Origin of the sequence: Polynucleobacter paneuropaeus (assembly GCF_003261235.1) — a bacterium.
GTDB classification, from domain to species: domain Bacteria; phylum Pseudomonadota; class Gammaproteobacteria; order Burkholderiales; family Burkholderiaceae; genus Polynucleobacter; species Polynucleobacter paneuropaeus.
This window is the reverse complement of the sequence record NZ_CP030085.1, coordinates 325,752-338,728: the sequence shown is the minus strand read 5'-3', so window position 1 is coordinate 338,728 and position 12,977 is coordinate 325,752. Positions and strand designations below refer to the sequence as shown.

Below are 12,977 nucleotides of genomic sequence, written 5' to 3'. Positions count from 1 at the left end.
ATAGGTCTTTTAGGCACTTTAATTAGCTAATATTGGCAGGTTTATTGCACTGCAATACTTGGGCATTCAGCGGCATATAAGAATTCAATAGCTTGATACCCGTAAAGCCTGCTTGACTTAATAAACCACTAATTTCCGCTTCAGTTCTAGGCCTTCCCCTACCCATAGCCAGAAGATAAAAGCCGAAATAGGCATGGCCCATCGCCTCGAATCCTTTGGTCTCAGCCATAGGCTCAGCAAGCAATAAAGTCCCGCCTGGATTGAGAGCATCAAACACATTGGCCAGTAACTGCCTTACTCGAACGTCATCATGATCAAAGATCACCCGAACTAGGGTTGCCAAATCACAGCCCTTGGGTAGCGGGTCTTGGAAAAAGTTTCCACCTATGGCCTGCGCTCTATTTGATAGACCAATTTCCTTAAAGTGAGCATTAGAGATCTCTGCCACGCCAGGAATATCAAATAATTTAAAACTAAGGTGGGGGTAGCGCTTAGCCAATCTTTTAATAAATGCACCTTGGCCGCCTCCGATATCTAAAACAATGTGGTGTTTAGCCATGGGGTAGGCATCAATAATCTCATCTGTCACCAGTGATTGGGTATGCGCCATCAATTTAGAGTAGTCAGCAACTGTTTCAGCGGATAAATTTTCTGGTGCAGCGCCCTGCTCAGGGGTGATGTAGGACCAGTACTCATTGAGAGCAACAGAACTTTTATCGCCCTGTAATAAAGCAATCGGATCAGACAAGTCGCGATAGAAATCAGCATGGTGTTTGACCATATCCAGAATGGCAACATTACCAACCAATGGGGCGCTTTTCATGCTGAGGGCATAACGATCATCACTGCGCTTGACTAGCAATTGGATGGCAACTGCTGCATCTAGCAAACGTCTCAAGCCGGCTGGCTTTAGGGGTACTTGTTTTTGAAGGTCACCAAAGCTCACAGCACCCTTTGCCAAGATGTCAAAAAGGTTTACTTGGGTACAAGCAAGCAGGACTTGGGTGTAGACAAAGCCCGCCATTAAATCAAAGATATCGGAGGCTTGCCTTCTGACTATCCAGCGAGTGAGTGGAAAACGGGTAGCCCAGCGTTGAAATCTTGGTGAGGCAATTAGACGATTACGCCAATCGAAGAAACGTTCCATGAATGGCAGTTTATGAATGAGAAAAAAACAGGGTGCGGCTTAAGAATGGCTAGCTTGGCTAACCAGGATCTTTCTCTCTTTATCCTTAAACCATTCTGATGGCACTAGCCGCTCAGACTCTTGTCGCACTAGGCTACGCAACATTTTCTCGCCTTTGCAATGCGGTATTGATGCAATTGCCTTTTGTACTAATTCATCAAAACGTTGCACTGCTCCAGTTAAGCCTAAATCTTTTGCTGAGCTGGGGCGATTATGAGCAACATCCTGGCCACAGGGCTTTCCTAAAACATTCTGGTCTGCAACTACATCACGAATATCGTCCGCTATTTGATAAGCTTCGCCTAGCCACTCTCCCAGGGGTCTCCAAGTTGCCGCATCCGCTCCCGCAGCTTGCGCACCAGCGGCAGTTGCCGCTTCAAATAGGGACCCTGTTTTAGCTCGCTGATAATCACCCAAATCTACTTTTGATTCACACTCCCAGGCTTGGCCAGCAACAATTCCATGGGGAGACCCCACACTCATTGCAATTGTGTTCATCAATGGGGCTAAGCGGAATATTGAACGAGTACCTGAGCTCGCTAGACACTGAAAAGCTAAAACGATAAGGGCATCGCCTGCGAGAACAGCTATACGCTCACCATAGGCCGCGTGTACCGAAGGTCTGCCACGTCGCAACTCAGCATCATCAAAACAAGGTAAGTCATCGTGGACTAGAGACGCGCAATGCAATAACTCAATTGCGCTCGCTGCTGCATTAGATAGAGCGGGATCGTCATCACCACAAGCAGATGCCACCGCTAAACATAATTGAGGACGAATTCTGGCGCCGCCAGGAAATACTGAATAGTGCATTGCTTCCTGTAACAGCTTTGGACCCTGCTTAGAGTAGGACAAATGCATTGCATCTTCAAGGCTTTGATTAATTCGATCTAGCATACTCATATTGATTTCCTCAAGCGGCTACAGCAACGTTGTCATAAATACCTTCGAGACGATCTTCAAGCTCATCGTTTGCTTCTTGCATCTGCTTCAGCATCTCTGCATCAGGCTGCCAGTAATTTCTTTGCGATGCCTCTGTCAGGCGATTTGCTAAACGTGCCGCGGCGGTAGGATTAAGCTTAGCCAAACGTTCGCGCATCTCTGGGTTCAGCATGAAGGTCTCGGTAAGTTGCTTATATACCCAGGGTTGAACTTGACCTGTAGTTGCAGACCACCCCATGGTATTGGTGATATGAACCTCAATTTGCCGCACGCCCTCATAACCACTCTCTAGCATGCCTTCATACCATTTTGGATTGAGCATGCGAGTACGAGTTTCTAAAGAAACTTGTTCCGAGAGGGTTCTGACTGCGCCCTCACCCTTCGTTTGGTCACCGATAAATACTGGCACATCAGCCCCACCCTTCGCACGCTTTACTGCCCTAGTAATGCCACCCAAGGTATCAAAGTAGTTATCAATCGTAGTAACTCCCAACTCCATTGAGTCCAGATTTTGATACGTCATTTGCACATCGGATAAAACACTCTTCAACAAAGCGTTATTCTGAATCGGTACACCAGCGCGTCCAAAAGCAAAACCTTTTCTGCGGGTATAGGTTTCAGCGAGCTCATCCTCTTCTTCCCACACGCTGTTTTCAACCATATTGCTCACGTTCGATCCATAAGCGCCATCAGCATTGCCATAAACTCGGAGTGAAGCAGTTTCTAAGTCACAGCCATGTTCTTTTTGGTAAGCCAAGGCATGTTTACGAATGAAGTTTTGCTCAAGCGGCTCATCTTCAGCAGAGGCTGCCATAAATGCGGCTTCAGCTAACAATTTAATTTGCAAAGGCAAGAGATCTCGGAAGATGCCAGACAAAGTAATGACTACGTCGACTCTAGGGCGCCCTAATTCGCTTAATGGAATCAATTCCGCGCCAGCTAAACGACCGTAACTATCAAAGCGTGGTTTAGCACCCATCAATGCAAGAGCCTGACCAATTTGTCCACCCTCAGATTTCAAGTTATCACTGCCCCATAAAACCATCGCGATTGATTCTGGAAGTTCATGACTGTCTTCTTGGTACTTATCGAGAATGCGCTGAGCTTGCTTAGCACCATCCTTGACAGCGAAGACGCTAGGAATTCTAAAAGGGTCAAAGCCATGCAAATTACGCCCTGTAGGGAGTACTTCAGGATTACGCATCACATCACCGCCTGCAGCAGGTCGAATGAAGCGACCGTCTAAGGCATCGAGCATCCCAGTCACTTCAGTCTCAGCAGACATCAGCTCGTTAGACTTGACCATCTTGCCAAATAAATCTTCTAGAGTTTCTCGACTACCTAATTCAAGTAACTCAGGATTGGCATCGATCACTTTGTCAAACTTCTCACCATTCATTAGAGCTTCGACTACAGCATCCTCTATAGGGTGATCCAATGCCACATCTGCCATAGCCTTCAATAAACCAAAGCGCTCAGCTAGTGGAGGCACAGCACCAACTACATGCAAACCATGAGGTATTAAGGTGTACTCGAGCTCAAGCAATTCATTAAAGAGATTGCTGACCGTATTTTGCAAACCTTCAACATCAGACTGGTCCCATACGGGCTCGGCTTTACACAGATCAATCTCTGCAGCTTGGGCCTGAATTAATTCGGCTAAATCAAGCCGTTCTTGATGCGCATCTACATCTAAAGATCTGAAGCGCTCGATGGAGGATTTCAAATCTGCCAAACCAGCATATAAACCCGCTTGAGTCACTGGCGGGGTAAGGTAGCTAATGAGCGTTGCACCAGAGCGACGCTTAGCAATCGCACCCTCAGAAGGATTATTCGATGCATACAAATAAATATTCGGTAGATCATTTATTAAACGATCTGGCCAGCAAGCACCACTCATACCGGTTTGCTTACCCGGCATGAACTCCAATGCACCATGAGTACCGAAGTGAATCACTGCAGTAGCAGCAAAGTCTTCCCGCAAGTAACGGTAATAGGCAGAGAAAGCGTGGGTCGGAGCAAAGCCACGCTCAAACAACAAGCGCATAGGATCACCTTCATAACCAAAAGAAGGCTGAACAGAAATGAGTACATTGCCGAATTGTTTGCCAAGCACAAAGATCGAGCTACCGTTTGAAAGTTGCTTGCCAGGAGCCGGGCCCCATTGAGCCTCGATTTCTTTTAACCAGCGTTCACGACGTACATGATCATCTACTGGAATCAAGGTATGAACGTTAGCATCAGCGCCATACTGCTGTGCATTGCCTTTTAAAATAGAGTCACGCAATTCATCAACAGATTTTGGAACATTAACGGTATAACCACGCTCCTTCATGCCAATCAATAAGTTTTGAACCGATTGGAATACGCTTAAGTAAGCAGCGCTACCAATATTTCCGGCATTTGGCGGGAAGTTAAACAACACAATGCCCACCTTGCGCTCTGCGCGTTCCGAACGACGCAGGTCAACCAATTTACCCACGCGTGCGGCCAACATCCCCACACGCTCGGTACAGGTAAACATATCCTGAGGATTGTGGTCATCCGTAAATGAGCATTGCTTATGACAACCTGTGCAAGTCGTACCAGATGCACCGGGACGTCCGCCATAAACCATCGGAATGGTAGAGCCGTCTAACTCCGGAATCGCCACCATAATGGTGCTCTCAACTGGAAGTAAGCCGCGCTCAGAACTACCCCACTGCTCCAAGTTTTGAAACTCAACAGGGTGAGCAGCAATATAAGGAATATCTAATTTAGCCAATACCTCTTCAGCTGCGTGGGCGTCGTTGTAGGCTGGTCCACCCACCAAAGAGAAGCCCGTTAAAGAAATCATGGCATCGATGGTTGGTTTACCGTCTTGACTAAAGTAATCATCAATCGCTGGACGAGCATCTAAGCCAGCAGCAAATGCAGGTACTACCTGCAAACCTTGAGCCTCTAATGCGGCAATAACCGGATCATAGTGGCCGCTATTACCAGATACCAAGTAAGAGCGAAGCACTAAGAGCCCCACTCTGCCGCGCGCTTTTGCATCGGGCACAACCTTAGGTAGATCGCTTAACTTACTGCTAAGACGATTCTTCATACGGGGGTGATACACACCAGAATCTGGATATTCAACTGGATCAAGTGCCTTAGCATTTTTACGCAAAGCCTCACGCGAGCCTGAGGCGTAGCGATTGATGAGATTGACCATCATGTTGTACATATTTTCTTGAGAGCCGCCCAACCAATACTGCAGCGATAAGAAATAAGCTCTGAGATCTTGAGCGGTACCCGGAACAAAGCGCAACATCTGCGGAATCACACGCAACATTTTCATTTGCTTTGCGCCCGCAGTCGAAGCTTTACTCTTGCCATCTTTATCTTTGGCGCTTGGGCGCAGCTTTTTGAGCATCGCCATCAAACCACTAGCTGGTTGACTCATATCCAGCTTGCCAATTTTTGTTAACTTAGTAACGTCCCCTGCAGACATGGCGCAAACCATGGCATCGCAATGTTCCCGCCTTGCTTTGAGATCATCCAAGATGGGTAAATAGTGATCTTCCAAGAACAACATTGTGGCAATCACAATGTCGCCACTAGCAATGTCATCCTTACAATTTTGTAAATGCTCTGGATTACCGGCAAATTCACTGGCTGAGTGAATCTTTAAAGTCGCTCCCGGAATCGTCTTCTTGAGATCCTCATAGGCACGGTTTGCCGCGCTATTTAAATGAGTATCCATCGTAACAAGCACCAGCTTGATAGACTCATGCACATTAGAAGCTTTTGTTTTTGTCAGCATTAAATAAGGTTGATTAAAAAGGTCAAATTTAAAAAATTTACTTTTTACTTTTTTGTCTTAGTTTGATTCTTTAAGATTCCTACAATACTGTCAACTAAAATTGACACTTTATTTCATATAAAGCTATCATTTAAGGGTAAATCCTAGTAAAAATTTAATGCCATATATTTGTGGGATGAATGACTCAATGATTGATTTGCTGCCGTGCAATAAATCAAAGAAGCAGGTTTGAATTACACAATTTCAAGGAATCTGAATGGCACGTAACTACCCTTTCTCTGCAATTGTTGGGCAAGAGGACATGAAATTAGCAATCCTGATTGCGGCACTCGATCCGAGTGTTGGGGGCGTGCTGGTGATGGGCGACCGCGGCACTGGAAAATCCACGGCAGTGCGCGCACTAGCCGCATTACTTCCAGAAATGAGCTCAGTCCAAGATTGTGTCTATGCCTGTGATCCAAATGCCGCAAGCGGAACTTGCCCGGTATGCGATCAACTCAGAGCCAAACTCAAGGTTGGCGGCAAACTGAAGGCCATTAAGAAAGCTGTGCCAGTAGTTGACTTGCCATTGGGCGCTACTGAAGACCGAGTCATCGGCGCATTGGATATTGAAAAAGCCCTAAGCTCCGGTGAGAAGGCATACGAACCCGGTCTACTTGCTAAAGCACACCGCGGCTTTCTGTATATAGATGAGGTCAATCTTTTAGAGGATCACCTAGTCGACTTATTGATAGACGTTGCTGCTTCTGGTGCAAACGTAGTTGAAAGGGAAGGCTTGAGTATTCGTCACCCAGCTAAGTTTGTATTAGTCGGAAGTGGAAATCCAGAGGAAGGTGAATTACGTCCACAACTATTAGACCGTTTTGGTCTTGCGGTAGAAGTCAAGACGCCTCAAGAACCAAAGTCTCGGGTAGAAATTATTAAACGTCGTGATGAGTTTGAGCGCAACCAAGAAAAGTTTATGGCGATCTGGGAAAAAGAAGATGAGATCATTCGACAGCAGATCCAAGCAGGTAAAAAGAAATTACCTTCAGTCAAAGTAGATGACGATATGCTTGAGAAAGTCACTCAACTTTGTAGTCACTTGGGAACCGATGGCTTACGTGGCGAATTAACACTGCTGCGTGCAACTCGTGCTTATGCAGCCTTGTGCGGAAAAAATCATGTCACGATTGAGCATCTTAAAAAGATTGCAGTACCCGCCTTGCAGCATCGTCTCAGGCGTAACCCCCTAGATGATTCTAGCTCTGCTGTACGAGTCAGAAGGGCCTTAGAAGAGTTATTCCCTGAAGCAAGTAAGTAAGCAAGATCAATCAATAAATACAGTCTTTTGGAAACTCAAGAACAAACCCAAGAGATCAGCAAGAGTGCCAAACTCGAAACTTGGTTGCGGGCACTTCAAGTTGCTCAACTCTTAGTCATTAATCCACATGGCTTGGGAGGCGTAATTTTGCGTGCGCGCTCTGGTCCCGTCAGAGATCGTTGGCTAGCTTATCTCAACACCGTTGCTCAATTAGGCGGTATGCGACTGCCATTGCGCAAAATGCCACTTGGAATCTCTGATGAAAATCTGATTGGTGGCATCGATCTTGATCAAACTTTGCGCACTGGTAAAGCTGTTCTCAGGCAGGGACTCCTCGCTCAATGTGATCAGCAGTTATTACTCATGCCAATGGCTGAAAGAGTTGAAGTAGGTGCCGTAGCAAAAGTGGTGAGTGCTTTAGACAATGGATTCATTGCGATTGAGCGTGATGGTCAAAGCCGTAGAATTGAAAGTCACTTTGGTGTTGTTGCTCTAGATGAAGGCATCGAAGATGACGAACAACCGAATGAAAAGATTCGGCAAAGAATGGCCTTTCTTTTAAATCTAGACATCATCGGCTGGAGAGATTTACCAGAAACAGATGATGATTTTTTACCGGATACGCAGTCACTAGATTACGCTCGAGAAAATTTCTCAAATATCAGCATCAGCGAAGATAGTCTGAGTGCGCTTGTAGGTGTCGCTGAGCAACTCGGTATTGTTTCAATTCGTGCATTGAACTTAGCACTCAATACTGCGAAATGTTTAGCTGCCTTTGATAGAGAATCAGAAGTCAGTAGCATGCACCTCCAGCGCGCTATTGCTTTGGTGTTATCACCCAGAGCAACCCGCTTACCGCAAAGCGCACCTCCACCTGAAGAGGAAAACGAAGCTCCGACTGATGAAGAACAAGCAGACGAGCAGCCAGAAGAAAACATAGACCAAGATCAGCCACCCCAACCAGAGCCGCCTCCGGCAGAGCCCACTGAAGATCAAAATCAGGACCAAGAAAAAAAGGAAGAGAACGAGAAGGATGAGGATGAGTCTGAGAAAACAGATTCAGAAAATCCCCAAGCTCTCGATGATGAAATTCTCGAAGCAGCTCAAGCAGCAATACCCTCCGATCTCTTAGCTCGCTTGGCTGATTTAGCCGATTTGAAAACACCTAAAGGCATGGGCGGAAAAACAGGCGCCGTCAAAGTTGGGCGTATGCGTGGGCGTCCCTTAGGCAATATGCCAGGTATGCCCGAAGGTGGTAAAACCTTGAGCATCATTGATACCTTAAGAGCTGCTGTTCCTTGGCAAGGCGTACGTAGAGCAGAAATGATCGCAGCTGGTAAGTCCATCCCCGCAGGAAAAATCATCATTCGTAAAGAAGATTTTAGGATCAAGAGCTATCAGGAGCGGACTCAAACTTTAACGATGTTTATCCTAGATGCTTCTGGCTCTTCTGCAATGCATCGCCTTGCAGAAGCCAAGGGTGCTGTAGAGCTCCTATTGGCTGAATGCTATGTAAGACGTGATCAAGTGGCGGTGATGTCATTTAGGGGTGGCGTCGCTGAACTCGTTCTTGCCCCTACACGATCATTGGTAAAAGCAAAGCGTGCCTTAAGTGGGCTACCTGGTGGAGGTGGGACTCCTCTATCACGGGCCATTGATGAGTCTTTTGAGATTGCTAGCGCATCGATGAGAAAAGGTCTTACTCCCGCTCTCGTATTCTTAACGGATGGCCGAGCCAACATTGCTAAAGATGGTTCTCCCGGCAGACCGAAAGCAATGGAAGATGCTCAGCAGTCAGCTCGAGCTGCTTCTCATTACTCCTTTAAATCCCTATGGATTGATACCTCACCCCAAGCCAGAGATGAAGGCAAGGCTCTGGCAGCAATGCTTGGGTCTATGTACTTGCCTCTCCCGAATGCAGGTGCAAACGAAGTTTCTCAAGCAATCATGCAGGGGCTTAAAAAGGCTTAGCTAAGCTAGCCCATCTAGAATCAGCTTCGCCACTCTGCTTGGCTCAAGCTCATGCATGATGTGACCACCCTCCCACTTCAAAACTTCTGCGGCAGGGAAATAATCTCCAATAATCTTCTCTAGAGGCTTCGCTGGAATCCACGCATCCTGATTACCTAATACACAAATTAATTTACCGCGATACAAATTGGCTTCGGCCAAGACCTTTTGAATGTCTGCTGCTGCCATGAAATTCATCGAGCCGCGCACGTGGTCTGAGCGTTCAAAAAGTTTGCGGTAATACACTCTTCGTGCCTCTGGCAAATTGGTATTTGTTGAATCTAGTAACTTATCCACCATTCCCAAACTAGGTGATAGTGAAGCAAGCAAACTGGAGAGTGTTGAAGATCTGGTAATAGGGCCTAAGAGTGGTCCAAAGAAACTAGTGTAGACAGGCAGTGGCGGTATGAACGACGGGTTTAAAGCAATGACTAGTTTTGGCTGTTTTGCTGCAGCTACTGCAAAACGTATCGCTAGGGGCGCCCCAGCAGAATGCCCTACTACGATCGAGGGCGCTTCAATCCCCAATTGCTCGATGAGTTTTTGCAATGAATGCGCAATGACATCTAGCTTGAGGTCTTCTAATTTTGCACCTTGGGTAAATGCATGGCCTGGTAAATCTGGCACCAGCACTTGCGAGTGAGGCTCTAACAGAGGAATCAAATCTGACCAAGAGTGGGTTGAGCTACCAGTGCCATGCAGTAGCAAAACTACTGGGCCCTGACCTGAAAGCTGAACATGCCAATCTAAATCTCCAACAGAGATAAGTCTGCTATGTTGTCGATTGGGCCAATCTAAGGGTATGCGTTTCATGACTTATAAAAACTCTTTGAGAGCAGCAAGACCGATGGCTGGCTGCTCTTCTTGCGGTAAGTGTCCAATATTAGGCAAGGATACTCTCTTCGCATTATGCATCGCCTTCAAATAATCATTGGAATTGGCAATAGGGATAAAAGCATCTTTTTCGCCCCAAAGTAACAATGTAGGTACCTTAATAGTTGCTAAGGAGGGGATTGGGTCTTGTAAAACCGTTTGCTGCATGCGAGCCAAAATTGCCCCCCTCACTCCGGGGGCTAGCATCAGATCGTAATAGCGATTCACCAAAGCATCATTTAATGTTTTTGGATTAGCGTAGGCTGGCTCTAGATTCATTGCCAAAAAAGTTTTAGAAAAGAAGTAGCGATAAAGCTCAGCGATGGCGGGAACTTCCGTCTTTTTACCGTACTCCATTCCTGGGCTGGCATATCCATCTGGGGATATAAGTACCAACTTGGCAACCTGATCCGGGTAGCGTGCAGCAAACTGCCAGGCAAACTTTCCGCCCATTGAATTACCCACCAGCGTTACCTTCGGAATCTGCAATGCTTTCAAGAAGGCCTCGATGACTTCCACACTCCTCTGATCGGTATAGATACCACTAGGGTCCTCACCCGTTAGCGCAAAGCCTGGTAAATCGAGGGAAATAACACGGTACTCACCACTTAAATCTTCTGCCCAGGCATCCCAAGTCTGCAAGCTAGATCCGAAGCCGTGCAAAAATAAAATGGGAATTGGATTTTTGGATGGTCCAGTATCTTGGTAATGAATATTGACTCCCAAGGCGCTGACATAAGCAGTTTTAGGTGACCCATAGACCTTCTCCAACTCTGCTTTAGACTTGTCGGGAGTCCATAAATAGAGAGCAGCAAGAAATAGAAGTGCCGTAAGTACAACAGCAATAATCTTGAGTGCTTTTAGAAACATTGCGTCTAGCCTTAAAATGACAATAATTCATTATTACTAAAACTAAGACTGTAATAGAAAAATGACTTCAACCACAACTCAACCGCTTGCAATTATTACTGGATCCTCATCCGGCGTTGGTTTATATACCGCAAAAGCACTGCTGGCTCGAAACTGGCGACTGATACTGGCCGTCCGAGATCCCCAAAAAATGGAGTTGGTTGCCAAAGCCCATCAATTTGACTCAAGCCAATATGAAATCTGGCAATTGGATTTAGGTAATCTGGATAGCGTTCATGCATTTGTAAAGCGCTTTAATGATGGCGGTCAAAAACTCAATGCCTTGCTCTGCAATGCCGCAACCTACTTACCACTCCTAAAAGAACCAGCACGCTCGCCCCAGGGATTTGAGATCAGCGTAGCAACGAATTACTTTGGGCACTATGTCTTAAGCAGAATGCTGCTTGAAAATCTGAAGCAAACGGCAGCAAAAGGTGAGCATGCTCGCCTCATAACCTTGGGAACCGTGACGGCAAACTCAGAAGAATTCGGAGGCAAAGTTCCGATTCCAGCCCCTGCAGATATTGGTGCACTAGAAGGTCTCATGGCTGGATTTAAAGCACCTGTTGCCATGATTAATGGCAAGCCCTTTAAGCCAGGCAAAGCCTATAAAGATAGTAAGTTGTGCAATATGGTCATGAATCGAGAGTTACAAAAAAGATATCACGCCAGTACTGGCATCATCTTCAACACTTTATATCCTGGATGCGTAGCTGAAACGGCACTTTTTCGAGATACGCCCCCACTCTTCCAGAAAATATTTCCTTGGTTTCAGAAAAACATTACCAAAGGTTTTGTGAGCCAAGAACTTGCTGGCGAGCGTGTTGCTCAGGTAGTAGCGGATCTACGCTTTACCCAATCCGGCGTTCACTGGAGTTGGGGTAATCGTAACTCTGCAATTAGGGAGCCCTTTGCCCAAGAGCTCTCCATGAAAGCCAAGAGTGAAAAACTGAGCAAGGATCTCTGGGAAATTACCGCCAAGCTCGTTGGCATGCCGAGCGATTAATTAAGCGGCCAACTAGGCCACTTAATCAAAACCAAGCAGATCAAATATATCCCTGTCCTTCATAGGTATCGAAGGTAATGGGTCTGCCCCGAGCCAAAGTGCGGCAGCTAAACGCATGTACTCTTGCTGAACGAGTTCAAGCTCTGGAGAGTACTCCATTTCAAATAAAGTCGATTTCTTCAAACGACTACGACGAATCACATCCAAATCAGGAAAGTGCGCCATCGTCTTTAATCCAACTTGCGAATTAAATTTATCAATTTGATCAGTATCTTTGCTGCGATTAGCAATCACACCACCTAATCGCACGTTATAGTTTTTGGCCTTCGCACCAATTGCTTGAATAATACGATTCATTGCAAAGATAGAATCAAAGTCATTGGCAGTGACAATCAACGCACGGTCAGCATGCTGCAATGGTGCAGCAAAGCCACCGCACACCACGTCACCTAAAACATCAAAAATCACGACATCGGTGTCGTCTAGCAAATGGTGTTCTTTTAGGAGTTTCACTGTTTGACCGACAACATAACCACCACAACCCGTGCCAGCTGGCGGACCACCTGCCTCTACACACATCACGCCGTTGTAACCCTCGTAAACAAAGTCTTCAACACGTAACTCTTCAGAATGAAAGTCCACCTTCTCAAGTACGTCGATTACCGTAGGCATCAGTTTTTTGGTCAGAGTAAATGTCGAGTCATGCTTAGGATCGCAACCAATCTGGATAACCCGCTTTCCTAATTTTGAAAAAGCGACTGACAGGTTTGATGAGGTTGTGCTCTTACCGATACCGCCTTTGCCATAGATTGCAAATACTTTAGCCTTACCAATTTTCAAATTGGGATCGAGTTGAACCTGAAGACTACCCTCGCCATCAGGTGGAGCGCTGCGAAAATCTGAAACAGGTATGTTGATTGCTTTCATTCTCTCTAACCTTCACTCTTCTCGACACGGG

At 46.2% G+C, this 12,977-nt stretch carries 9 protein-coding genes; 3 read left to right on the top strand and 6 right to left on the bottom strand.

Annotated elements, in window-relative coordinates; genetic code table 11:
- Positions 1–22: 22 nt before the first annotated feature.
- From Pas1_RS01820 to Pas1_RS01810, 3 genes are read right to left on the bottom strand one after another with little or no spacing between them, the layout of a single operon-like run.
- Complete coding sequence (locus tag Pas1_RS01820) at positions 23–1,147, bottom strand: methyltransferase (RefSeq protein WP_112294331.1); 1,125 nt, start codon at positions 1,145–1,147, stop codon at positions 23–25.
- A gap of 39 nt (positions 1,148–1,186) precedes the next feature.
- Positions 1,187–2,089, bottom strand: coding sequence for a polyprenyl synthetase family protein (locus Pas1_RS01815; RefSeq protein WP_112294330.1), 903 nt, complete (start codon positions 2,087–2,089; stop codon positions 1,187–1,189).
- Between the two features lie 10 nt (positions 2,090–2,099).
- Positions 2,100–5,918 carry a magnesium chelatase subunit H gene (locus Pas1_RS01810; RefSeq protein ID WP_112294329.1) on the bottom strand — a complete coding sequence of 1,273 codons (3,819 nt, stop codon included), beginning with the start codon at positions 5,916–5,918 and terminating at the stop codon, positions 2,100–2,102.
- Between the two features lie 256 nt (positions 5,919–6,174).
- On the opposite strand from Pas1_RS01810, the gene bchI reads away from it, so the two are divergent.
- Together bchI and Pas1_RS01800 are read left to right on the top strand one after the other, a co-directional pair.
- A complete protein-coding gene (gene bchI, locus Pas1_RS01805; protein WP_112294328.1) occupies positions 6,175–7,221 on the top strand; it encodes a magnesium chelatase ATPase subunit I in 1,047 nt (348 codons plus the stop codon).
- Between the two features lie 27 nt (positions 7,222–7,248).
- Positions 7,249–9,192 carry a VWA domain-containing protein gene (locus tag Pas1_RS01800; RefSeq protein WP_112294327.1) on the top strand — a complete coding sequence of 648 codons (1,944 nt, stop codon included), beginning with the start codon at positions 7,249–7,251 and terminating at the stop codon, positions 9,190–9,192.
- Here the strand turns inward: Pas1_RS01800 and bchO are convergent, their stop codons facing one another.
- Positions 9,193–10,044: an alpha/beta fold hydrolase BchO gene (gene bchO / locus Pas1_RS01795; protein ID WP_112294326.1), complete on the bottom strand. Its 852-nt coding sequence runs from the start codon at positions 10,042–10,044 to the stop codon at positions 9,193–9,195.
- Positions 10,045–10,047: 3 nt separating this feature from the next.
- Positions 10,048–10,974, bottom strand: a complete 927-nt coding sequence (locus Pas1_RS01790; protein WP_112294325.1) for an alpha/beta fold hydrolase — start codon at positions 10,972–10,974, stop codon at positions 10,048–10,050.
- Between the two features lie 61 nt (positions 10,975–11,035).
- Between Pas1_RS01790 and Pas1_RS01785 the strand changes: the two genes are divergently transcribed.
- Entirely contained in the window at positions 11,036–12,019 is a 984-nt protein-coding gene (locus Pas1_RS01785; protein ID WP_112294324.1) for a protochlorophyllide reductase, read from the top strand.
- Positions 12,020–12,040: 21 nt separating this feature from the next.
- Here Pas1_RS01785 and bchL read toward each other — a convergent pair whose 3' ends face one another.
- Complete coding sequence (gene bchL, locus Pas1_RS01780; protein ID WP_112294323.1) at positions 12,041–12,946, bottom strand: ferredoxin:protochlorophyllide reductase (ATP-dependent) iron-sulfur ATP-binding protein; 906 nt, start codon at positions 12,944–12,946, stop codon at positions 12,041–12,043.
- Positions 12,947–12,977: the final 31 nt, after the last annotated feature.

Excerpts from the sequence above, each read along its gene's own strand:
- Pas1_RS01820 (WP_112294331.1), bottom strand. The coding sequence starts at position 1,147 with ATGGAACGTTTCTTCGATTGGCGTAATCGTCTAATTGCCTCACCAAGA.
- Pas1_RS01815 (WP_112294330.1), bottom strand. The coding sequence starts at position 2,089 with ATGAGTATGCTAGATCGAATTAATCAAAGCCTTGAAGATGCAATGCAT.
- Pas1_RS01810 (WP_112294329.1), bottom strand. The coding sequence starts at position 5,918 with ATGCTGACAAAAACAAAAGCTTCTAATGTGCATGAGTCTATCAAGCTG.
- bchI (WP_112294328.1), top strand. The coding sequence starts at position 6,175 with ATGGCACGTAACTACCCTTTCTCTGCAATTGTTGGGCAAGAGGACATG.
- bchO (WP_112294326.1), bottom strand. The coding sequence starts at position 10,044 with ATGAAACGCATACCCTTAGATTGGCCCAATCGACAACATAGCAGACTT.
- Pas1_RS01790 (WP_112294325.1), bottom strand. The coding sequence starts at position 10,974 with ATGTTTCTAAAAGCACTCAAGATTATTGCTGTTGTACTTACGGCACTT.
- Pas1_RS01785 (WP_112294324.1), top strand. The coding sequence starts at position 11,036 with ATGACTTCAACCACAACTCAACCGCTTGCAATTATTACTGGATCCTCA.
- bchL (WP_112294323.1), bottom strand. The coding sequence starts at position 12,946 with ATGAAAGCAATCAACATACCTGTTTCAGATTTTCGCAGCGCTCCACCT.